The 23713-nt window shown below is 40.5% G+C and carries 22 protein-coding genes and 1 pseudogene; 17 read left to right on the top strand and 6 right to left on the bottom strand.

The window, feature by feature from the left end; all coding sequences use genetic code 11:
• Window positions 1-437 precede the first annotated feature (437 nt).
• Window positions 438-572 carry a zinc ribbon-containing protein gene (locus tag F985_RS26035; protein ID WP_001983336.1) on the top strand — a complete coding sequence of 45 codons (135 nt, stop codon included), beginning with the start codon at window positions 438-440 and terminating at the stop codon, window positions 570-572.
• A gap of 122 nt (window positions 573-694) precedes the next feature.
• A complete protein-coding gene (locus F985_RS24390) occupies window positions 695-1270 on the top strand; it encodes a DUF4126 domain-containing protein (protein WP_004706028.1) in 576 nt (191 codons plus the stop codon).
• 979 nt (window positions 1271-2249) lie between these two features.
• On the opposite strand, the gene F985_RS24385 is transcribed toward F985_RS24390, so the two are convergent.
• Complete coding sequence (locus F985_RS24385; RefSeq protein WP_004706023.1) at window positions 2250-2594, bottom strand: hypothetical protein; 345 nt, start codon at window positions 2592-2594, stop codon at window positions 2250-2252.
• A gap of 192 nt (window positions 2595-2786) precedes the next feature.
• Window positions 2787-3072: pseudogene (locus F985_RS25960) on the bottom strand (hypothetical protein).
• A 679-nt stretch (window positions 3073-3751) separates the two neighbouring features.
• Between F985_RS25960 and F985_RS24375 the strand changes: the two are divergent.
• Entirely contained in the window at window positions 3752-4981 is a 1230-nt protein-coding gene (locus F985_RS24375; protein WP_004706019.1) for a beta-ketoacyl synthase N-terminal-like domain-containing protein, read from the top strand.
• A gap of 96 nt (window positions 4982-5077) precedes the next feature.
• Here the strand turns inward: F985_RS24375 and F985_RS24370 are convergent, their stop codons facing one another.
• A complete protein-coding gene (locus F985_RS24370) occupies window positions 5078-5779 on the bottom strand; it encodes an SDR family NAD(P)-dependent oxidoreductase (RefSeq protein ID WP_004706017.1) in 702 nt (233 codons plus the stop codon).
• A gap of 257 nt (window positions 5780-6036) precedes the next feature.
• On the opposite strand from F985_RS24370, the gene F985_RS24365 reads away from it, so the two are divergent.
• From F985_RS24365 to F985_RS24340, 6 genes are all read left to right on the top strand, one after another.
• On the top strand, window positions 6037-6519 hold the full coding sequence (locus tag F985_RS24365; RefSeq protein WP_004706016.1) for a hypothetical protein: 483 nt from the start codon (window positions 6037-6039) through the stop codon (window positions 6517-6519).
• A gap of 528 nt (window positions 6520-7047) precedes the next feature.
• Entirely contained in the window at window positions 7048-7551 is a 504-nt protein-coding gene (locus F985_RS24360) for a DUF2867 domain-containing protein (protein ID WP_004706014.1), read from the top strand.
• An 80-nt stretch (window positions 7552-7631) separates the two neighbouring features.
• Complete coding sequence (locus F985_RS24355) at window positions 7632-8333, top strand: DUF1003 domain-containing protein (RefSeq protein WP_004706012.1); 702 nt, start codon at window positions 7632-7634, stop codon at window positions 8331-8333.
• A gap of 110 nt (window positions 8334-8443) precedes the next feature.
• Window positions 8444-9109 (top strand): RluA family pseudouridine synthase, encoded by a 666-nt coding sequence (locus F985_RS24350; protein WP_004706010.1) that lies wholly within the window; start codon window positions 8444-8446, stop codon window positions 9107-9109.
• Window positions 9110-9236: 127 nt separating this feature from the next.
• Entirely contained in the window at window positions 9237-9617 is a 381-nt protein-coding gene (locus F985_RS24345; protein ID WP_004706008.1) for a ribonuclease E inhibitor RraB, read from the top strand.
• A gap of 25 nt (window positions 9618-9642) precedes the next feature.
• On the top strand, window positions 9643-10023 hold the full coding sequence (locus F985_RS24340) for a nuclear transport factor 2 family protein (RefSeq protein ID WP_004706007.1): 381 nt from the start codon (window positions 9643-9645) through the stop codon (window positions 10021-10023).
• A 45-nt stretch (window positions 10024-10068) separates the two neighbouring features.
• Here the strand turns inward: F985_RS24340 and F985_RS24335 are convergent, their stop codons facing one another.
• The gene (locus F985_RS24335) at window positions 10069-12153 is read right to left on the bottom strand and encodes a TonB-dependent receptor (RefSeq protein ID WP_004706005.1); all 2085 of its coding nucleotides are present in this window, start codon (window positions 12151-12153) and stop codon (window positions 10069-10071) included.
• Between the two features lie 74 nt (window positions 12154-12227).
• On the opposite strand from F985_RS24335, the gene F985_RS24330 reads away from it, so the two are divergent.
• The gene (locus tag F985_RS24330) at window positions 12228-13373 is read left to right on the top strand and encodes an acetyltransferase domain-containing protein (protein WP_004706002.1); all 1146 of its coding nucleotides are present in this window, start codon (window positions 12228-12230) and stop codon (window positions 13371-13373) included.
• A 40-nt stretch (window positions 13374-13413) separates the two neighbouring features.
• Here the strand turns inward: F985_RS24330 and F985_RS24325 are convergent, their stop codons facing one another.
• On the bottom strand, window positions 13414-13881 hold the full coding sequence (locus F985_RS24325) for an Lrp/AsnC ligand binding domain-containing protein (protein WP_001247568.1): 468 nt from the start codon (window positions 13879-13881) through the stop codon (window positions 13414-13416).
• Window positions 13882-14017: 136 nt separating this feature from the next.
• On the opposite strand from F985_RS24325, the gene F985_RS24320 reads away from it, so the two are divergent.
• The 5 genes from F985_RS24320 to F985_RS24300 all read left to right on the top strand — a co-directional run bounded on the left by F985_RS24320 (window position 14018) and on the right by F985_RS24300 (window position 20182).
• Entirely contained in the window at window positions 14018-15283 is a 1266-nt protein-coding gene (locus F985_RS24320; protein WP_004705999.1) for a D-amino acid dehydrogenase, read from the top strand.
• A gap of 20 nt (window positions 15284-15303) precedes the next feature.
• Window positions 15304-16407: an alanine racemase gene (gene alr / locus F985_RS24315; protein ID WP_004705998.1), complete on the top strand. Its 1104-nt coding sequence runs from the start codon at window positions 15304-15306 to the stop codon at window positions 16405-16407.
• 10 nt (window positions 16408-16417) lie between these two features.
• A complete protein-coding gene (locus F985_RS24310) occupies window positions 16418-16777 on the top strand; it encodes a RidA family protein (RefSeq protein WP_000071348.1) in 360 nt (119 codons plus the stop codon).
• Between the two features lie 162 nt (window positions 16778-16939).
• Window positions 16940-18379, top strand: a complete 1440-nt coding sequence (locus F985_RS24305) for an amino acid permease (protein WP_004705996.1) — start codon at window positions 16940-16942, stop codon at window positions 18377-18379.
• A gap of 378 nt (window positions 18380-18757) precedes the next feature.
• Window positions 18758-20182, top strand: coding sequence for an amino acid permease (locus F985_RS24300; RefSeq protein WP_081400358.1), 1425 nt, complete (start codon window positions 18758-18760; stop codon window positions 20180-20182).
• A 62-nt stretch (window positions 20183-20244) separates the two neighbouring features.
• Here the strand turns inward: F985_RS24300 and F985_RS24295 are convergent, their stop codons facing one another.
• Window positions 20245-21126, bottom strand: coding sequence for a LysR family transcriptional regulator (locus F985_RS24295; RefSeq protein ID WP_004705992.1), 882 nt, complete (start codon window positions 21124-21126; stop codon window positions 20245-20247).
• Window positions 21127-21291: 165 nt separating this feature from the next.
• On the opposite strand from F985_RS24295, the gene F985_RS24290 reads away from it, so the two are divergent.
• Both F985_RS24290 and mmsB read left to right on the top strand, forming a co-directional pair.
• Window positions 21292-22809 (top strand): CoA-acylating methylmalonate-semialdehyde dehydrogenase, encoded by a 1518-nt coding sequence (locus F985_RS24290; RefSeq protein WP_004705991.1) that lies wholly within the window; start codon window positions 21292-21294, stop codon window positions 22807-22809.
• Between the two features lie 11 nt (window positions 22810-22820).
• Window positions 22821-23711, top strand: a complete 891-nt coding sequence (gene mmsB / locus F985_RS24285; RefSeq protein ID WP_004705990.1) for a 3-hydroxyisobutyrate dehydrogenase — start codon at window positions 22821-22823, stop codon at window positions 23709-23711.
• Window positions 23712-23713 lie beyond the last annotated feature (2 nt).

Here is a 23713-nt window from a genome sequence, read left to right as displayed (position 1 = left end):
ATATGTTGTTTTCTAAAAGAGTAAAAGCAACTTTTGTAGAGAAATAAATATTTTTTAAACCCACTCTAATTGAAATAATTTTATATTTTAATTTGGTTTCAAAATCATAATTGTTTTAAATAAAAAAAAGCCCGACATCCTGTCGGGCTTTTTCGTATTTGGTTGCTAGATATGACTCCTGTCGTATCTCACGTCCTGATGCATGAACCTATTATTGTTGTTTTATGTTCCGGAACATCCTGTTCCTGTATGAGTTCATATTAGAAAAAAAGCAGGGTGTCGCCAATCCGCTAAATCCCTAAATCTGTGTAAGATAAATCGTACAAATAACATTTTTTGCATTTATGCCATCATCATCGGGTGAAATGGACAATTGACATTCACTCTAACTGGGTTATATTCCTGTTTAATATATATACGATTATAGGAATGTAATCATGGTAACAGCTGGCGAAAAACCCGGAACAGGCTTCTATTTCTGTGCTCAGTGCGGACATAGAGTGTTTTTAGAAATTAACACAGACCCTTTACCACCTTGCACGAAATGCTACTGCACGCAATTTAAACGTTAAGAATGAAATAATATTTGCGTTCGCATTTAACAAAAAGCCCTGTCACCCGATGGGGCTTTTTGTTAGTTTAAAAATAAGACTTATATAACAAGACCCGTGATGGGCATGAAAAGGAAACCATTATGGAAACAATATTGGGTTTATGTATTGGCGTGGGCCTGAGCGCTGCCTGCGGTTTTCGGGTGTTTGTGCCGCTACTGGTCATGAGCATTGCCACTATGATGGGATGGTTTGAGCCATCGAGAGGTTTTGAATGGTTAGCTCTGCCATCGGTGTGTTTAGCTTTGGGCGTGGCAACGGTGTGTGAAGTTGCGGCTTACTATATTCCGTGGGTCGATAATGCCTTAGACACAGTCGCAACCCCTGCGGCAATGATTGCGGGTACATTAGCGACAATGGCGGTTAGCAGCGGAGAAATGTCTCAGTTTGCCAGTTGGGCGGCAGCCATTATTGTGGGCGGTGGCACGGCTGGTGTGGTGCAAATGAGTACCGTTGCTGCACGTGGTGTTTCAACTGCAACCACAGGTGGCTTGGGTAATTTTGTTGTTGCGACAGGTGAGTGGATTGGAGCAATCTTACTTTCGGTATCAGCAATGTTAGTGCCTGCGCTTGTGGCAATAGTGGTGCTGATTGCGGTTATTTGGGTGGTGCGTTGGATTCGCCATAAAAAGCAAGAACAGGCGCATACCCCACTATAGGTAAGTGTAAATATCATTTTTAAATAAGCATAAAAAAAGCCCGACATCCTGTCGGGCTTTCTTGTATTTGGTGATTAGATATGACTCCTGTCGTATCTCACGCTCCTGGTGCTTGAACGTATTATTGTTGTTTTACGTTCCGGAACATCCTGTTCCTGTATGACTTCATATTAAGAAAAAACAGGGGTGTCGCCAATCCGCAAAATCCTTAAAAGTTTGTAGGATAAAACGTACAAGATTGCCTTTTAATTTATCATTATGTTCTCATAGCGTTGTTTTAAATCGAGATATATCCATGCTGAGTGGTTGTGAAAAATGTGATGAATGCGGAAGCCAGTATTTAAAAAGTAAATCTAGTATGACTTCGTTGTGTCCTGAATGCGCTTCTATAATTTATGGATATGCAAATTGTGAGCATGTTTTTAAAGAGGGGCGTTGTATACATTGTTACTGGGATGGCAGCACAACCACTTATATTGAAGACTTAAAGAAAAACTCATAAATATTCAGATATAAAAAAAGCCCAACATCCTGTTGGGCTTTTTCGTATTTGGGTACTAGATATGACTCCTGTCGTATCTCACGTCCTGATGCATGAACCTATTATTGTTGTTTTATGTTCCGGAACATCCTGTTCCTGTATGACTTCATATTAGGAAAAAAGAGGGGTGTCGCCAATCCGCAAAAACCTTAAAAGCTTGTAAGAGAAATCTTACATTGAAGAATGATTCAATCCGTTTAGTCCCTAAAACTTCTCAATATTCAGATATAAAAAAAGCCCAACATCCTGTTGGGCTTTTTCGTATTTGGGTACTAGATATGACTCCTGTCGTATCTCACGATCCTGATGCATGAACCTATTATTGTTGTTTTATGTTCCGGAACATCCTGTTCCTGTATGAGTTCATAATAGGAAAAAAGCAGGGCATCGCCAATCCGCAAAAACCCTAAAAGTTTGTAGGATAAAACGTACAAGCTACTATTCGTCTTGAGGTAAAGGCCAAAGAATATCTTTGTTTTGCTTGAATTTTTTGTACCAATATTGGCTTATCAGCGCTTTGTCATCTCTATCGAAATGATAAACGAATATATCTAAAGCTTCATTTAGGTCGAAGTCATAGCGAAACTTGGCAGTAGCTAAATGATCTTGTATTTCATATAACTGATTAAATATAGGCAAAGATTCTTCATAAGTTAATAATTGAATTTTTTGAAGAAGTTCTTTTATTTGAAGCTCATACGCATCTAAAACTCTTGCCAGATCACTCCTTACATCTATATAGGTGATAAGTCTTTGCTCAAATTCATCCCATGTGTAGTTCATTCTAATAAATGTTCAAAAGTTGAATGTAAGCACAGCATAACTTGATTGGTTATAAAGTTGATGTGATTTTTAAAAATGCTCGTTCGGCAAATCAAACAACTTAGGCCTCTGTACCACAACAGACTTTAATTTCTTGCGCTGATTTAAAGTAAAACACCATTGCGACACAGAGATAAAGAGCTAAGCCAACGCTTAGCCCAGACTACTTTTGTCACACCGCTGTATGGTGCTTAAAAAAAGTAGGGGCAAAGTCCTGTGGGAGAACAGGACTTTGCAAACTGACATGTTCTAGACCTTGCATCAGCTTGGGGGAGTAAACTTGCTCAAGTCGCTGGTAAATACAGTCACAGTTCGACTCGGTATGCCCACCTGACAGGCAAATTTTTTCAAACTCCTGTTGAGTCTTTGGGTCGTAAATCGAAACACCGTAGCTGCCTAGAATGAAACTTAAAGCCAAAAGCGGTTTATAAATTTTCATATTATTCTCATGATTATTTATGCGTATAACTAAAATAAAAATATAATGACTTTGAGATTTAAAATAATTTTTTAAATAATAATTAATCCTCCTAAAAGTACAGGAAAATAAAATAATTAAAATTTTAAAATAAAATTAGTTTATAAATTTAAAAAAATAAGGCGTAAAAAACCAAATTTTAAATCAATAAAATAGTTAAAAAACAGAGAAAACGAGATTAAAAATTGTCATGGTCAACTCCTTAAAATTATGGAGTTCTACCACCAAATCACCGCGAATTAATTAGGGTGGTAGAACGAAAGGGGGTTGACAGACTGGAGCTCATAGACCCAGCACGCACGGGGCGTCCCCCTCCCGTCCTACCGCAAAGAAAGGGGACGCAAGGGTCTAACGAATTATAGTAAAACTATAATCCGCTATGAGCTTACGGTCTGTCAAAACCGTCTGGCAATGTAGGCCAGTAACGAGATAATAATCGGTGATTTTAAATACGTCAATTTAATATTTAAAATATTTTTGATTTAATAATAAAACTAAATAGATTTTAAAATAAAAATATTATTATTAACTTTTTGTTTATATTCGATGAGAAAAAATAATAAATATAGAAATATTTTGCCAGTTCCAAAAAAGAACTTGATTGTTAAGATCTATTTTTGTCGTTTTTATAGAGATAAGAATGGAACGTGTTGTCATCACAGGTATGGGAATTAATTCTTGTATTGGAAATACATTAGAGACAGTAACCGAGTCCTTAAAAGCAGGCCGCTCAGGCATTCGCTATAACGATGTCTATGCAAAACTAAACTTTCGAAGTCATGTGAGCGCCACTGCCGAAATGAATTTTGAAAATATTGATCCAGAACTAAAAAAACATATGGGCGTTTGCGCGATGTATGCCTACAACTCGGCACTCGATGCGCTACAACATGCCGAGCTTAACGCAAGTGACATTGCCAACAACTCAAAATATGGCGTGATTGGGGGAACAGGCGGCACTTCAACAGCGTCTATCATCGACATGTTGCATACCCTAAAAGAAAAAGGTGCAAGCGAAGTATCGCCCGATTTAGCACCACGCTACCTCACCAGTACCATTAGCTCTAACCTGTCGCGTGCTTTCAACTTAAAAGGCGTATCTCAATCCGTTGCGAGTGCCTGCGCGACTTCAGCCGATGCAATCGGTTATGCGTATCACCTTATTGCCGCTGGTAAACAAGACCTTATGCTGGCGGGTGGCGGCGAAGAAGACCATTGGTCCCAAACAGCAATATTCGATGCGATGGGCGCATTATGTTCTAAATATAACGATGCACCAGAAACGGCTTCACGCCCATATTCAAAAGATAACGATGGCTTTGTGATTGCTGGTGGCGGTGGCATGGTGGTTTTGGAGTCTTTAAGCCATGCCCAAAAACGCGGAGCAAAAATTTTGGCAGAAGTGGTTGGCTATGCTGCCAATAGTGACGGTGTCGATATGGTGGCTCCAAGTGGTGAAGGTGCGACCCGTTGCATTAAGTTGGCACTCGCAGAAGCCAAGCAAAACGGCTCTGAAACGATTGACTATATCAATACGCATGGCACTTCAACGCCAGCAGGCGACATTCCCGAACTATTAGCCATAGAAAGAGCTTTTGGCAGTGAAAAAGTACCGCCACTGAGTTCGACCAAGTCGATGACTGGGCATAGTTTGGGGGCAGCAGGCGTACACGAAGCCATTTATTCTATTTTAATGCTGCAAAATAACTTTATTGCGCCGAGTATTAATATTACCGAACTGCGCGAAGAAGCTAAAAAGTTCGATATTGTTCAAACAAGCAGAGAAACCGAACTCAAAACAGTCATGAGTAATAGCTTTGGTTTTGGTGGGGTAAATACCTGTCTGGTTTTTAGAAAATGGGAAGGGTAATTTAAAACTCGAAATATATATGGGCTTTAGAAAAAATAAATTCAAATAGTTAAGAAAAGCGTAATGGATTACGCTTTTTCTCTCATCAGACATAGTTTAAGCAGCTTGAATGGCTTCACCACAAAGAGAAACAGTTTCTTGTTTATGCTGGTGTAAGTACCAGAACTGATCTGCAACTGTTTCTGGATGTACCGCGTAGGTTTTATCCTTCGCTTCAGGGGTTCCATCTACGAAACCGTTTACAATCACTTGGCTCACATAAACATTTGAGTCAGCAAGACTATGAGCAAGTAAGTTGGTGGCCTTGTATTGAGCGGCAGCGGTGGTTGCTAACGATGAGTACTCTTTGGCAACCAAGTCGATGCCTACTGCATCGAAAGCAAAAATTCCATTTGTTGATAAAATGCTACCGTGGTTCTTTTCTAAATCACGTAAGCAAGCTTGTACCGTCGCAATATAGCTCGAAACACGAATATGAAAACTTTTGGTAAGCTCTAGTGGAGGGGTTTTTAAGATATTGCCTTCAATATCATGGAAAGCATTCCAATGAATATTTTTAATCTCTCCTAATTGATCTTTAATACGTTGAATAAGGTTTGGTATATCTCCAAGAACCGCTAAATCACATGTAAAAGCGTAAGCTTCAATACCTTGTGTTTTAAGTTCTAAAATGGCTTTTTCGAGTTTTTCAGCATTACGCGCCACTAAACCGATTTTATAGCCTTCTTTACCAAACTTATGTGCCACGGCTTTGGAAATACCTGTTCCATAACCAAAAATTATAATATTGTTGTTCATTATAAAGTTCCAAAAAACCAATTATTTGGTTAGAAATAGTTTATAATATGTTTTTATAATGTATTCAAGCGAAAAAATTAAATCTAAAAATAATGCAGAAAGAACAAGACAGAAATATGAAAAACATTAATTAAGTCAGTTGGTTTTGAATAGTCTGGATGGGATACTTATTTAGAGAATAAGAGGATGAAAAATTTATCTTTTTTCATTATAGCTAAAAGTAAGGTTAAGAATATTGTGAGTGTAGGTGTTTGTAGATGAGGATTATTTTCTTATATGTTTTATTGGTTTTTCCTAGTCTTTCTTTTGCTAATACTGTGAATGAGTTTTTTTCAAAGTTTCAAGCAAGGAATAATTATTATATTTATAAAGATAAACCAGAGAAATGGATCTATGAGTGTGCTGTGCAGGCGAATTGGGAAAAAAATTCAACTAACATCAATTCTGTAAGTTTTGATCAAAAGAATCAGTCCATTAAATTCTCATTTGATACCCCTGATCAACCATTTTATAAAGTAACTAAGATTTTGAAAATTAAGCCTAATGAGTATGAGGTGTATTTCCAAGATAAGAATATGGGAAGTAATTTTAACTTTGAGGTTATTTTAAAAAATAATGGTATTTCAGAGTGGTTTTTTCATGCTCCTAATGAAGATACAGAAAACTTCATCGATAGAAGCTTTACCTTAGTGAGTTTCAACGAATCTCCAAAGTTTAATATAACGAATAAGTGTAAATAGCTGGAATGAAAAGTAGAGTTCTCTTGTGACCTAAACACAAGAGATTCTACATAGATAAATCATACTTTACTGGCGTTAGATTCTTTTTATAGTCTGGTGCCTAATTGCTCAAAACAGTTAATGCTTTGGTAAAATAAACCGAAAAATACAAATAAAGTGGAATTTAAATATAACTAATTATAGCTAAATGGGAATAATTTCTTTTAAATTTGTCTAATTGCGTAAAAATTCCCAAAAATATTAAAAATTAGCTTTTCTTAGAAAAACAATCCCGCAGGGTGCTGGCTAAACTATATCTCAAGGGTGTGATAGGGATCGAAAAGAGTAGCATGCACCAAAACGTATAACGTTAGTGTGTACTCACCCAAAAGGTCTCGATTCGGCTTAGGACGCTATAGATCAAAAGTTTATAGGCATAAGGTTCTAACTTACAAAGTTATAATTGTTGAAGTAAACCATAGATGTTTTCCCTTGACACCCTAAAAAATTCTCTATAATAAAAATGATACTTTACAAGAATATAATTTAATGAATAAGCCTTATCTTTCTGCTTTACCTAGCGACAGTCAAATCTCATCTCAATTGAACAATGCTTACTTCCACGACTCGTGGAGTATTGTGCTGGGTCAGCCCGACCTAAATGTATTTGGGCAGCTTATTAAGCTATTTCAACACACTCCAGCGTGGATAGAGTGGAGCATGAATATGCGTAATAAAATTACTTCAAAGATTGGGCTTAAAGACTTAGGAAGTTTTAAGCAAATAGATACGAATAAAAAAGAAAATGAGTATGTCGCAGGTGACCGAATTGGAATTTTCACCTTACGACAACGTACCGAAAATGAGTTGGTGATTGGAGACGATGACAAGCACTTAAATGTGACTTTATCTGTTTATAAGAATGAAAAGACTCAAGTACTGACCATAACCACAGTAGTACATATTAAAAATTGGCTTGGAAAACTCTACATGGTTCCTGTGATTCCTGCACATCGAAAAATAGTGCCAGCAACTTTACAAATATTGGGTTAAAGCATTCTTTTTATTTACGATGTTGTCACCTGAAATCACCTATATAATATCTCTATGATCATAATTGCGAGCTGTATAATATGGAGAATAAAAACCAGTGTCGCCAATGCGCCGTATGCGGAAAGAATTTCCCGTTAAAAGATCTGGTTTCGGGTGAAGTCATTCGGAATGTGATTAGTGAGGAAATTATTCAAGATCATCCGGATTGGTCTTTCTCAAGCTTTATTTGCCGTGCCGATTTGGCAGATTATCGAATTAAATACGTTCAATCACTATTACGCTCCGAAAAGGGCGAGTTAACTAATTTAGAAAACGAAGTGATTGGCAGCATGCAACGCCATGAGCTGATTAGCCGAGATACCGAATCTGACTTTGATCAAAAATGGACGTTTGGGGAAAAATTAGCAGATAAGATCGCGACATTTGGTGGTAGTTGGGCTTTCCTGATTTGCTTTGCCATCTTTTTAATAGGCTGGATTATTCTAAATACGGTCGTGATGGTGGTACGTCCTGTCGACCCTTATCCATTTATTTTGCTTAATCTGGTTTTGTCATGCTTAGCGGCAATTCAGGCGCCTATTATTATGATGAGTCAAAACCGTCAAGAAGCCAAAGATCGTTTGCGCTCTCAACACGACTATCAAATTAATTTAAAAGCCGAGCTTGAGATTCGCCATTTGCATGAAAAAATGGACCATCTTTTATCGCATCAGTGGGAAAGGCTTGCGCATATTCAAGAAATTCAGCTCGATCTTTTAGCTGAAATGAATAAAAAGCGATAAAGATTTTTCGAGTTTCACGTGGAACATGATGAGAGTTTATAGATTGTTTTGCGGTCGGTCTGAAATTTCTTTATGATTTGCCGCCATGCTCCATTGCTGTTTCTACGACCATGCCTTTGAACGACAACTTTGTTTACGCTCCACCACAAGATCCGCTTTCAATTTTATTTGAAGATGACGATTTGATTGTGGTTGATAAACCTGCGGGATTGTTGTCTGTGATGGGTCGCTTACCTGAGCATCATGACAGTGCTTATTTAAGGGTGCTAGAAAAGTTCCCTTTAGCTAAAGTGACGCATCGTTTAGATATGGCGACGTCGGGCCTACTTATGTTTGCCAAGCACCGTGATGCAGAAGTCGCGGTAAGTAAAATGTTTCAGGCCAGAACAGTCAAAAAACATTATATTGCGTTGGTGCAAGGCCAAGTCACAGAAGAGGGCAGTGTTGAAGTTCCGCTCATTACTGACTGGGAAAATCGCCCAAGACAAATTGTACATTTTGAACTAGGCAAACATGCTAAAACCTTGTTTCAGCCTCTCACCTATGATGAAAAAACAGATCAAACGCGAGTGTTACTTGAACCAGTCACAGGGCGTTCACATCAGCTGCGTGTGCACATGATGCACATTGGACACCCGATTATGGGTGACAAGTTGTATCACCCTGAACCAAAACGTTTTCATTTAAACCGTATGGCTTTACATGCTGCCTATCTGGCTTTTCAGCATCCATTCAAAGGCACGGATGTGGTCATTCAATCCCAAGTGCCTTTTTAAAATTTACATACAATTAAAAATTCAATTTGATGCAATTGGGAACGGAATATATACCCAAACTGCAATAAAAGTCGGGTATTCTAAGTCCGAATAATATTAATACTGCGACAACAACAAGGATCACTTTATGACTCGTGACTACGAACAATTTCCAGATGACGATAACGGCAATGTACTTTGGCAAATGGCTGAAGATGGGGATGATTTAACCGAGCTGCATGAAATTGAATTTTCTATTGCATTTCAAGATCAAAAAAATGCAGAGCAATGTGCACTCTATTTACTTTACCAAGAACAAAAAGTTTCACTTTTCCAAGATGACTCTGTTGAACCAAACGAGTGGGTGATTACCATCTTCGTGAACATGGAACCTGAGTATTCAGACATTGTTGACTTAGAGCAATGGTTTGCCAGCATCGCTGAAAAATTTCAGGGCGAATATGACGGATGGGGCTGTATGGCCTATGTCTTTGAGGAAGAAAGTGAAGAAGACGACCTCTTACAATAAGGTCTAAAAAGAGTAGGAGATACTCATGAACTTATCTCAAAAACAAATTGCGGTACGGTTTTTAGAACTTGCCGCAGCAGGCGAAGTTGATGAAGCCTACAGCAATTACACTGCGCCTAACTTCAAGCATCACAACCCTTATTATGCGGGTGATGCAACTTCGTTGAAGGAAGGAATGCGTGAAAGCGCGGCTGAAAATCCCAATAAAGTCTTTGATGTCCAACATGTCATTGAAGATGGGACTTTGGTTGCCGTACATTCGAAACTTGAAATGCAAATGAATGACAAACCTACCATTGTGGCTGTGGTTCATATTTGCCGTTTTGAAAATGGAAAAATTGCTGAGCTTTGGGATATCGGGCAAGTACAGCCTGAACCGCTTGTGAATGAAAATGGCATGTTCTAATAAAAAAGCCCGAAATAATTCGGGCTTTTTTATTTTATAGATGAATTAAAACTTCCACTGTGCCGAAATTGAAGCATTTAGTGGCTCACCCGGTTGAATCCATAAATCGCTGTAGCTTGAAACATAGTAAGTTTTATCAAACAGATTGTTTACGTTCAGCTGATAACGTAAGCGGTCCGATGGGGCATAGTAAGCATTTAAGTTCACGAGGGTATAGCTTGGTAAATTAAAGCCATTATCAAGGTTATGTCCGCTACGTTCGCCCACATAAGTAAGATTGGCACCTACACCTGCTTTTGTTGAGCCTTCTTGTAGAAACTCATAATTGGTACTTACAGCACCTTGGTGTTTTGGCACATTGCTTAGACGGGCACCTTTTGGCAAGTCTTGGTCTTTTTCAATTTGAGCATCGGTATAACTATAGTTGGCATTGACGAACCAGCGGTCAGTGATTTGGCTATTTAAATCAAACTCAATTCCTTTACTGCTCACTTCGCCTGCTGCGGTTTGAAAGTTACTGTCGATCGGGTCGGTTGTCAGTACATTTCGTTTTTTCATTTTAAACAAAGCGAGACTCAGCACACTTTGGTCATTCAATTTATATTTGGTGCCGACCTCATAGCTTTCGCCTTTTTCAGGGGCAAAAGTCTGACCATTTCGGTTCATACCACTATTCATGGCAAATGAGCGGCCATAGTTTGTATAAAACGCCCATTGCTCAGAGGCTTTAAAATTTACTCCGAAACGCGGACTATTTTGGTGAAGTGTCTGATTGCTTTCAGTCTGCGTCAGATGATTTTTAAAGTCTTGCTCGACCTGATCAAAACGATTGCCGAGTAGCACGCTCCATTGGTCATTAAAAAAGATCTGGTCTTGAATGTTGAGTGCAAAGTAACGCTGCTGTTCTTTGGTGTTAGTAAACGGAGCTAAGTTCGGTAAATATTTGCCATATTCGGGTTGGTAAATATCAATTGTGTTTGGCATGCCAGTACTGTGATTACGACGAAGCTGGTTTTGTTTATAGTCGAGTTGACCAAGCTCGGTTGAAAGCAAAATTTCATGGCGCGCCCACGACGTATCAACCTTGCCAAGTAACTCTGTCTGAGCCAGAACATCTTGACTTGTATAATCACGATAGCGACGTTGACGCTCTAAAGTACGGCCATCGGCTTGCATACGACGAGGTTCGGTTGCAAAGCCGACCATTTTGGCATCTTTATAGCTGACTGCACTATTTAGCTTCCAGTCAGGGTTAAATTCGTGACTCAGACGTAATTGGTAAAAGTAATCTTTTATTTTCAAATCGCCGTCGTCAGTTTCACCTGTAAAGGTTTTCGGGTCCATCACAAACTGGTGATTGACGGTGCTGACACCACGGTCAAAGGTTCCTTTATGCTCTGTAAATTCACTGTCAAAGTCGAGTTGTGTTTGGTCTGAAATTTTCCATGTGAGCTGTGGTGAAAAGAACCAACGTTCACTACTGACATGATCACGGAAGCTTTGGTTATCTTCGTGAGCCACTGCTATACGATAGGCTATTTCATCGTTAATAGGCGCCGTGTGTTCCAGACTAATACGATATTGTTCTTGGGTATTGGCACGTAGGTTAACTTCGCTTTCCCACTGTGGTTTTTTACTGTTGAGATTAAGCAAACCTCCTGTTTCGCCGCGACCATATAGCGCAGCCATTGGGCCTTTTAAAAACTCTAAAGATTCAATATTTACGACATCTTTTGGCGCACTAATCCCTCGGTTGACACTCAAACCGTTACGGATCATAGAAGCACCTAAATTGGGATCGGTACTAAAACCACGGAAAGAGTAGTTATCCCAAAAGCCGCCACCAAAACTGTTTTGATGAAAAACCCCACTCACCAAGCTTAATGCGTCATCAATCCGTTGAACGTCTTGTTGTTCCATCATTTGTTTTGAAACATAAGCACGGTTAAAAGGTACATCTAAAACATCGTGAGTAAATTTAGTCGCCGAGCTATTTTGACTCACACCTTCTTGGGTACTTTCAGCCTGCACGCGTATGGTCTCAAGTACTGTTGAGGTTTCGTCTCCCCAAGAGAATGTTGATATAAAAGATAACCCTAACGAAGACAACAATCCTAATTTGTGTTGCATAAATAATCAGCCATGAAAGACAAAAGAACTATAATGTAATAGTATAACGTTACATTATTTTGTTTATTACCGCTATGCCTATAGAAAAAAATATTGAACGTTTACAGTCGATTGATGCATTGCGTGGTTTGGTGATCATCATTATGTTGCTCGACCATGTAAGAGAAACTTTCTATTTACATAAACAAGTTACCGATCCAATGGACGTAACAGTAACAGAACCAGCATTATTTGGCAGTCGATTATTGGCACATATTTGTGCTCCGGTTTTTGTACTTTTAACGGGTATCTCTGCATTTTTATTTCAGTCCAAAAAACAGGACTTACAACAAACGCGTGCCTTTTTATTAAAACGCGGCTTATTTTTAATTGTGTTAGAGCTTACCCTTGTGAATTTTGCATGGACAGCGACTTTTCCACCTGAAGTCATTTACTTACAGGTGATTTGGGCGATCGGTATTAGTATGGTGGTGCTGGCTTGCTGTGTAAGTTTGCCTTTGCCAGTTCTTGCTGGTGTAGCGTTAGTCATTATTTTTGGGCACAACTTATTAGATTCTGTGCACTTCTCACAAGGCATACTACAGAATATATGGTTCGTTTTACATGAACGTGGCTGGCTTGAGTTTGCGGGTATTAAGCTTCGTACAAGTTACCCTGTTTTACCTTGGATAGGGGTAATTTTATTAGGCTACGTTTTAGGCCAGTTCTTTATTTCAAAATATACAGCAAAGCAAAGAGGCCGTGCTTTACTTAGCCTTGGTTTAGCAAGTATTGGGCTATTTGTTTTATTGCGTTTTATCAACGTCTATGGTGACCAAGCGTGGCAGCATTTTGAGTCATTACAACTGACGTTAATGAGCTTTTTTAATCTCACCAAATATCCACCGTCTTTGTTATTTATTTTGCTAAATGTTGGGATCGGTTTGATTGTGCTCGTTGCTTTTGAACGTATGCAGCAATACTCATTTTTGAAACCCTTGGTCGTGTTTGGCTCGGTGCCAATGTTCTTTTATTTACTGCATTTATATGTGCTGAAACTGATGTATGTATTTGCACTCAGTATATGGGGAGCTAACTATGGAAGTTATTTATCGGTCAACCATGTGTGGATGCTATGGTTCATTACAATTGCGCTGTCTTTTGCACTCTATCCAGCGGTTAAGTGGTTCTCGAAGTTCAAGCACCAAAACAAGCATATTTCGATTTTAAAATATTTCTAATTTTCAAACGTGAGTAAAGCGAGTTTAGAGAGAACTCGCTTTACTTACTCACATCTAGATATAAAGTTTCTTTGACTTCTTCCATGACTACATAACTATGTGACGATGCCGATGCGGGAAGTTTCTTTAATAGATCTCCCAATAAGCGGCGGTATGCGCTCATTTCTTTTAAGCGCGCTTTTACAAGGTAGTCAAACTCACCTGAAATGAGGTGACATTCGAGTACTTCAGGGATCTCAACTAAGTCTCTGGCAACCTGATCAAATACATCGCCTGATTTGGCAGATAACTTAATTTCTAAAAAAACGAGCAGATTACGATCCACATAGGCGGGGTTTAGACGGGCGTAATAACCCATGATAATGCCATCGCGTTCGAGACGCTTTACACGCTCTGAACAGGGGGTGGTAGAGAGGTTAACTCTCGATGCCAATTCACTAATCGCAATTCGTCCTTCACGCTGCAAAATGTCCAGAATCATGCGATCTATACGATCTAGGGGGCGCATAGATATTTCCTCTTTTTTTAAAATTCTCGTGAGAAAAACATAAATTTACCTAGATTATAGCCTGAAAAACAGTGAAATAAACTATTGAAGCAGAAATATACTAGTTAAATAAACTGGTGTGCGTGAGGGAATGGAAATGCGCGTAATTGTATTAGGTAGCGGCGTTATCGGAGTGGCAAATGCCTATTATCTAGCTCAACAAGGAGCTGAGGTCACTGTTCTTGACCGCCAGTCAGGTCCTGCTGAAGAAACAAGTTTTGGTAATGCAGGTCAAATTTCGCCTGGGTATTCGACTCCTTGGGCAGCACCAGGAATTCCTTTTAAAGCTGTGAAATGGATGTTCCAACACCATGCACCGCTTGCCATTAATTTAGATGGCAGCATGTGGCAGTTACAGTGGATGGCGCAAATGCTAAAAAACTGTAATCCACAAAGCTATGCTGTAAACAAAGAACGCATGATGCGCGTGGCTGAATACAGCCGTGACTGCTTACGTGAACTTAGAAAAGATACGGGCATTAACTACGAAAACCGTGCAAAAGGCACGTTGCAGTTATTCCGTAAAGAAGCACAAATGGAAGCGGTTCAACGCGACATTAGCGTGCTACAAGAGTGCGGCGTAAGCTACGAATTATTAAATGGCAACGAACTTGGTCGTGTAGAACCAGCGTTGGCAAATGCGCAAGATAAACTCGTTGGTGGTTTACATCTACCAAATGACGAAACAGGCGACTGTTATTTATTTACCAATGCTTTGGCTCAAATTGCTAAAGAGTTAGGTGTTAACTTCCAGTTCAACCAAAACGTAGAAAAATTGATTGTTGAAGGCGATGAAATTAAGGGCGTTCAGGTCAATGGTAAGGTCTTAACCGCAGATCGTTATGTTCTAGCGTTTGGTAGCTATTCACGTGATTTCTTGAAACCACTTGATCTACAGTTACCTGTATATCCTGTCAAAGGTTATTCGTTGACGATTCCAATTGTTGACCCTGCTTTTGCTCCGCAATCTACAGTGCTTGATGAAACCTACAAAATTGCGATTACTCGTTTTGACCAACGTATTCGCGTAGGTGGAATGGCAGAGCTAAGCGGTTTCAATTTAGGTCTTAACGAAGACCGCCGTGCAACCTTGCAAATGGTGACTCAGGACTTGTTCCCGGGCGGTGATATGGCACAGGCATCTTTCTGGACTGGTCTACGTCCGATGACACCAGACAGTACTCCAATTATTGGTGCGACTCGCTTTAAAAATCTGTTCTTGAATACAGGTCACGGTACTTTAGGCTGGACCATGGCGTGTGGTTCAGGAAAATTAATCAGTGACATCGTATTGAATCATAAGACTGAAATCAGTACCGATGGCCTTTCAATTCAGCGTTATTCACACGCACATGCTGCATAACGGACGTTAGGAAATTAATCATGCCTCGTCCTATTACCGCAGTCATCCACCGTCAAGCCTTACAAAATAACTTGGCGGTGGTACGCAAGGCTATGCCAAACAGTAAGGTCTTTGCCGTTGTAAAAGCCAATGCTTATGGACACGGCATTGAACGTGTTTATGAAGCATTTAAAGCCGCAGATGGCTTTGCCTTACTTGATCTTGATGAAGCAAAACGAATTCGTGCTCTAGGTTGGACAGGTCCAATTTTATTGCTCGAAGGGATTTTTTCTCCTCAAGATTTATTTGATTGTGTGCACTATCAACTCAGTTTCACCATTCATAGTGAAGCCCAAATCGAGTGGGTAGAAAAGCATCCTTATCCAGCTCAGTTTGATGTTTGCCTAAAAATGAACAGTGGTATGAACCGTCTTGGTTTTAAACCACAACACTATGTTCAGGCTTGGGAGCGTCTAAATAACTTGGCAAATGTGTCCAAGATTACGCACATGATGCATTTTTCAGATGCAGATGGCGATCGTTTCGGCCAGCAGGGTATTGATTATCAAATCACTGCATTTGAAGAAATTGTAAAAGATTTACCGGGTGAAAGGTCGGTAAGTAATAGTGCGGCAATTTTGCGCTATCAAGATCAGCTCAAATCAGATTATGCCCGTAGCGGCATCATGCTCTATGGCAGCTCACCAGATTACCCGACCCATAGTATTGCGGATTGGGGCTTACAACCCACTATGAGCTTACGCACTGAAATTATTTCCGTTCAGCATTTAGAACCGAATGAAAGCGTCGGTTATGGCTCAAACTTTGTGGCAGAGCAACCCATGACGATTGGGATTGTCGCTTGCGGCTATGCCGATGGTTATCAGCGTATTTCACCAACAGGTACTCCGGTTTTAGTGGACTCTGTCCTTACTCGTACAATTGGCCGCGTCAGCATGGACATGTTGGCAGTCGATTTAACAGGCATTGAAAGTGCCAAAGTCGGCAGTGAAGTCGTGCTTTGGGGCCAATCAAGTACAGGCGTTGTTTTACCTATTGATGATGTTGCAGTTTCATCCGGTACGGTGGGTTATGAACTGATGTGTGCTGTCACCGCCCGTGTTCAATTTATTAATCAGGTATAAGGAAATCCGAATGTCTAATTCAGATATACAAAAGATTAACACTAACGAAGTCATGAGTGCCGTGACTGTTTTTAATAAAGTGGTTTATTTGTCAGGTCAGGTACCTAAAAATACCGAGCAAGACGTGGCAGGCCAAACTCGTGAAATTCTTGCAACGATTGATGAACTTTTGGCATTAGCCAATACCGACAAATCTCGCTTGCTCTCTGCACAGCTCTATTTGAAAAATCTTTCTGACTTTTCAACCGTAAATGCAATTTGGGTTGACTGGTTAAAAGGGTGTGTTGCTCCATCGCGTGCCACAATTCAGGCCGATTTGGTCAACCCAAATTGGCTCATTGAAATTGCCGTGACGGCAGCACAAAAGTAATTCGTTTTTACTCCAAAAATGATGATGTATCTAACAGAAGGAAGATAGATACGGTTTATCCAGTCATTTTTTGGTGAACAGATTCAGTGACCTATGGCATACGGTTCAATTTTCGCCATAGGTTGCTGATCTTAACAAAGGAATTCAAAAAGGAATTTTAATATGACAACGGCTCGTCATTCAGATGCAGAAAATTCTCCTGATCATCTGCAACGAAAACTGTCTAACCGTCATTTACAACTGATTGCTATTGGCGGTGCAATTGGAACCGGCCTATTTATGGGCTCGGGTAAAACAATCTCCCTCGCAGGTCCTTCAATCCTTTTGATCTATATGATTATTGGAGGCATGTTCTTTTTCTTAATGCGTGCAATGGGTGAGTTACTCCTTGCAAATCTGCATTACAAATCTTTTGTTGATATGGCTCATGACCTGATTGGTCCTTGGGCGGGTTACTATTTGGGTTGGACTTATTGGTTGGGCTGGGTGCTGGTCGGTATTGCGGATCTTTCAGCAGTCATTAACTATTTGAGCTTCTGGTTGCCCGATGGAGCAAGCTTCTCTCCAACACAACAAGCCATGATTAGTGCAGGCTGCGTATTGTTTGTCATGGGACTTAACCTCCTAACAGTACGCCTATTTGGTGAAATTGAATTCTGGTTTGCGCTCATTAAGATTCTGGCAATTATTGGCCTGATTGGAGTGGGCGGCTACATGATTTTCAGTCATTTCCAAGCTCCGCAAGGTGCTGTTGCAAGCATTAGTAATGTCTGGTCACATGGCGGTTTATTCCCGAAAGGTACAGAAGGCTTCTTGGCAGGATTCCAGATTGCTGTATTTGCTTTTGTCGGGGTGGAACTGGTAGGTACAACGGCTGCTGAAACGAAGGATCCACAGAAGAATTTACCGAAAGCAATTAATGCGATTCCGGTACGTATTATTTTGTTCTATGTGTTGGCACTATTTATTGTGATGTCAGTAACACCTTGGGATCACATTCGTGCAGATAAAAGCCCGTTTGTTGAGTTATTCTTAAATGCGGGTATTCCTGTTTCAGCGATCATCATGAACTTGGTGGTACTGTCTTCAGTGATGTCTTCAATGAACAGCGGTGTGTTTTCAACCAGTCGTATGCTTTTTGGTCTATCAAAAGACGGTCAGGCACCGGGTGCATTTGGGCGTTTATCAAAACGTGCTGTACCTTCAAATGGTTTAATCTTCTCATGTATTTTCATTATGGGTGGAGCAGTACTTCAGTACTTTGTTCCAAACACGATGGAAGCATTTACTTTAGCAAGTTCACTGTGTGTGATTCTATTCATTAGTGTCTGGAGTCTCATTATGGTGTGCTATTTACGCTATCGTAAATTACGTCCTGAATTACATGAAAAATCGACTTTCAAAATGCCGGGTGGCGTTTGGATGAGTTATGTGGTTTTGGCATTCATGCTTTTTACTTTGGTTATCTTGGCGCTAGAGCCAGATACTTTAAAAGCTTTGTATGTCAGCCCAGTATGGCTAGTCATTTTAGGTGTGACCTATCATATGTTGTACAAACCACGTATGAAAAAGCTAGGACGTGAACTCGTTAACGATCATTAAGTTTTATTAAAAAGCCAATCAATCATGATTGGCTTTTTTTATTTTCATCAGTTTTTTTATCGGAATAATGTTGTTTATTTTTGAATCAATAGCACAGTTTAGAGGGGGGTAGAAAAGCGACATCTTGTATTACCGCATGCTAAACTCCGGCTAATCTGGAGAATCCAGATATGTTAATTAAAATTGCCGTGAAGGCAGTACATAAATAATGTGACTTAAAAAAACAGGACAAACGATTTATCAATTAAGGAAAAAATATACTTGAACATCTTGTCCTGAGGTATAGACTCAGCAACCCACGATATACGGTTCGTTTTTCTCCCTATAGGTTGCTGATTTTAAGTTAAGCAAAATATAAAAAGGACTTCTAATATGACAATGGTTCATCATCCCGATGAGGCAAGCTCCCCTGATCATTTACAACGGAAATTAAATAATCGCCACTTACAAATGATTGCAATTGGCGGTGCAATTGGAACCGGCCTATTCATGGGCTCGGGCAAAACCATCTCCCTCGCAGGTCCTTCAATCCTCGTTATCTACATGATAATTGGTGGCATGTTCTTTTTTCTGATGCGTGCATTGGGTGAACTACTGCTTGCCAATTTACATTACAAATCATTTGTCGATATGGCATATGATTTGATTGGACCATGGGCTGGCTATTATATAGGCTGGACTTATTGGTTAGGCTGGGTACTGGTCGGTATTGCTGACTTGTCTGCGGTCATTAACTATTTAAGTTTCTGGCTGCCTGAAGGCGCCAGTTTCTCACCCATGCAACAAGCCATGATTAGTACAGGCTGTGTACTATTCATTTTAGGGCTTAACCTTCTTACGGTGAAGTTGTTTGGTGAAGTTGAATTTTGGTTCGCACTCATTAAGATTTTGGCCATTATTGGCCTGATTGGAGTCGGTGGCTACATGCTCCTTACTCATTTTCAAGCTCCGCATGGTGAGGTTGTGAGTGTAAGTAATGTGTGGTCGCATGGCGGCATATTTCCAAAAGGCGTAAGCGGATTTTTGGCAGGTTTCCAGATCGCCGTATTTGCCTTTATTGGTGTTGAGCTGATTGGTACAACAGCTGCTGAAACCAAAGATCCAGAGAAAAATCTACCGAAGGCAATTAACGCGATTCCTGTACGTATTATTCTATTCTATGTGTTGGCACTCTTTGTGGTGATGTCAGTAACACCTTGGGATCACATTCGTGCAGATAAAAGCCCATTTGTTGAGTTGTTCTTAAATGCGGGTATTCCTGTTTCAGCCATCATCATGAACTTGGTCGTACTGTCTTCAGTGATGTCTTCAATGAACAGCGGTGTGTTTTCAACCAGTCGTATGCTGTTCGGTTTATCGAAAGATGGTCAGGCGCCAAGTGCATTGGGACGTTTATCAAAACGTGCCGTACCTTCAAATGGTTTAATCTTCTCATGTATTTTCATTATGGGTGGGGCAGTGCTTCAGTACTTTGTTCCAAACACGATGGAAGCATTTACTTTGGCAAGTTCACTCTGTGTGATTCTCTTTATTAGTGTATGGCTTCTGATCATGGCATGCTATTTACGTTATCGTAAGTTGAGTCCTGAGCTTCACGCAGCATCAACCTTTAAAATGCCGGGTGGGGTGTTGATGGCGTATGTTGTCATTGCATTCTTCTTGTTTACTTTAGTGATTTTGGCACTAGAGCCAGATACATTAAAAGCACTCTACGTTAGCCCAGTATGGTTGGTGGTTTTGGGTATTACCTATTATGCATTCTATAAACCGCGTATGAAAAAACTAGGCCGAGAAGTTTTTTAATTATCCTTTCTCGATTTACCAAAAAAGCCAATCATGATTGATTGGCTTTTTTATTGAGATGTCTAATCAACCAGTAAGTGTTGATATTTATCGGCTTGTTTACGCAAATAATCCCAAACTAACTTAATGCGTGGTTCATGTTGTAAATCAACAAAAGTCAGCATCCAGAAGGTATGAGTAAAGCGAACTTGCTGCTCTAAAACGACGTCTAGTTCTGGTTTATCATCTGCTAAAAACTTGGGCAAAATCGCAAGTCCTGCGCCTGCACTCACTGCAATTTGCTGGGCCAAAATACTGCTGCTACGAAAGTTAGCATTCAGCTTCAAAGGTAACCGTTCTAAACAGTACAGCTCAGGACTATATACCAGATCATCAATATAATTTACAAAGCGATGCTGAGTTAAATCTTCTAAACCGCGAATCGGTGGGTTTTGCGCTAGATAGTTTTGGCTGCCATAAATTTTTAAACAGTAGTCTGATAAGCGGGTAATGATATAAGGGCCCGAGGTTGGGCGCTCAATCGACACGACAATGTCTGCCTCACGGTGGGAGAGTTTAATCATTTTTGGCACTGGAATCAGATCGATGGTCAGCAGTGGGTATTGAATAGAGAACTCAGCCAGTAAACGTGCTAAAAATGCAGTTCCAAAACCTTCAGGTGTGCCAATTCGCACACGACCTTGCAATGGTTGATGTGGTTTTTCAATTTGTAAGAATGCTTGTTCCATTTGCTCAACTCGAGGAACAAGTGCCATGCCTTCGAGTGTCAGCTCATAGCCTGTTGCTTCACGTTTAAACAACGTTGTACCCAAAGCAAGCTCTAGAGCCTGAATTCGTCTAGCCACTGTACTATGCTCGACACCAATAATACGTGCAGCATTGGTTAAGGTTTTAGTGCGAGCTAAAACCAGAAAAAACTGTAGATGATCCCAATCCACTTTCATTTTTGTTATTGTCCCTGTGCATATTTGCACAACAATCGTGCATGAATTTGCGTTGGTGGTCAAAGCTTTCTTTGTTAGTCTCAAATGAAACCTGAATAAAGAAAATACATAGATCAGTATTTTCTAATAACTGAACACAATAAAAATATGGCCTACGGAGAGGTTATGAACACAATCCAAAAAATCGAATTGGAAACCGCTAAGTTACTCATTAACGGACAGTTTATCGAATCTAAAACACAGGAATGGCAAGATATTATTAACCCCGCCACTCAGGAAGTGATTGGTCGCGTACCATTTGCAACGGTTCAAGAAGTTGACGCTGCTATTCAAGCTGCACAAGATGCTTTTGCTTCTTGGCGTCAAACTCCAATTCAGGCACGTATGCGTATCATGCTTAAGCTGCAAGACTTAATCCGTGCCAACATGAAGGAAATTGCACAAGTACTAACGGCGGAACAAGGCAAAACCTTGGCAGATGCTGAAGGCGATATTCAACGTGGTCTAGAAGTAGTGGAACATGCGTGTTCGGTCGGCACTTTGCAAATGGGTGAATATGTCGAAGGCGTAGCGCGTGGTGTAGATACGTATACCTTGCAACAACCTTTGGGTGTCTGTGCTGGTATTACGCCATTTAATTTCCCTGCCATGATTCCACTTTGGATGTTCCCAATGGCAATTGTGTGCGGTAATACCTTCGTTTTAAAACCATCAGAACAAGACCCGTTATCGACCATGATGTTGGTCGAGCTTGCGATTCAAGCAGGTATTCCAGCAGGTGTCTTAAACGTTGTGCATGGCGGCAAAGAAGTGGTTGACCGTTTGTGTACCCATAAAGACATTAAAGCGATTTCATTTGTGGGTTCAACTGCGGTTGGCACACATGTTTATAACCTTGCAGGGCAACATGGCAAACGCGTGCAATCAATGATGGGTGCAAAAAACCATGTGGTTGTGATGCCAGATGCCAATAAAGAACAAACGCTAAATGCCTTAGTCGGTGCAGCGTTTGGTGCTGCTGGGCAACGCTGTATGGCATTGTCTGTTGCAGTCATGGTTGGCGACAGCAAACAATGGATTCAAGAGCTAGTCGAAAAGGCGAAAACCTTAAAAGTAAACGCAGGCCATGAGCCAAATACTGACATTGGCCCAGTCATTTCAAAACGTGCTAAAGCGCGAGTCTTGGACTTAATTAATAGCGGTGTTGAGCAAGGTGCCGAACTTCTGCTTGATGGTCGCAATGTGCAAGTGCAAGGCTATGAATCGGGCAACTTTGTAGGGGCGACGATTTTTAGTGGCGTAAATACCGACATGCGTATTTATAAAGAAGAAATCTTTGGCCCGGTACTTTCGATTATTTGTGTAGATACACTTGATGAAGCGATTGCTCTTATCAATGCCAACCCATTTGGAAACGGTGTAGGTCTATTTACCCAAAGTGGTGCCATTGCACGTACTTTCCAAAACTTAATTGATATTGGTCAAGTCGGTATCAATATTCCAATTCCTGTACCTGTGCCGTTCTTTAGTTTTACAGGGTCAAGAGGCTCAAAACTGGGTGATTTGGGACCATACGGCAAACAGGCTGTCCAGTTCTATACCCAGACCAAAACCATTACTAGCCGTTGGTTTGAAGATAGCCATGAAGTTGGCGGTGTAAACACAACCATTAGTTTACGTTAAGGGGATCACGGATGAATATCGCCTTTATCGGTCTAGGAAATATGGGCGGCAAAATGGCCCATAACCTACTTAAAGCCGGAATCAAAGTTTATGGTTATGACCTCAGTGAAGTTGCTATTCAGCACTTCGCCGAGGCAGGTGGCATAGTCTGCGACAGCCCACAGGCAGCAGCAAAACAAGCTGATGTGGTCATTACCATGTTGCCTGCAGCAAAGCATGTTAAAGACGTTTACTTGGGTGAAAATGGTGTTTTGGAGGTGCTAAAAGCAGGTAGCTTATGCATTGATAGCAGTACCATTGACCCACAAACCATCAAAGATATTTCGGCTGTTGCGCATAGCAAAAATATTAAAATCTGTGATGCACCAGTCTCTGGTGGAACCATTGGTGCTCAAGCGGGAACTTTAACCTTTATGGTGGGTGCCGATGATCAAACCTTTAACGACGTAAAACCTGTGCTCAGCCACATGGGCAAAAATATTGTTCATTGTGGTGATGTCGGTGCAGGCCAAATTGCCAAAATCTGCAACAACCTGATTTTAGGTATTTCAATGGCCGCAGTGGCCGAAGGTATGGCGCTTGGTGTGAAACTCGGCATCGACCCACAAGCATTGGCAGGTGTCATTAACACTTCAAGTGGCCGTTGCTGGAGTTCGGATGTATGTAACCCATGGCCGCATATTAATGAAAATGCGCCAGCATCTCGAGGTTATCAAGATGGTTTTGCCACTCAGTTGATGCTAAAAGATTTAGGACTCGCTGTAGAGGCCGCGGGCCAAGTCAAACAGCCAGTGGTATTAGGTGGTATGGTGCAACAGCTCTATCAGCAAATGTGTATGCGTGGTAATGCCAATCTCGATTTTTCGAGCATTATCCAGCAATACCTGCCACAAGAGGCATAACG

It is taken from the genome of Acinetobacter seifertii (genome assembly GCF_000368065.1).
Lineage (GTDB): Bacteria > Pseudomonadota > Gammaproteobacteria > Pseudomonadales > Moraxellaceae > Acinetobacter > Acinetobacter seifertii.
Note: the sequence above shows the minus strand (reverse complement) of the source record. Positions and strands in the feature narration are given on the sequence as shown.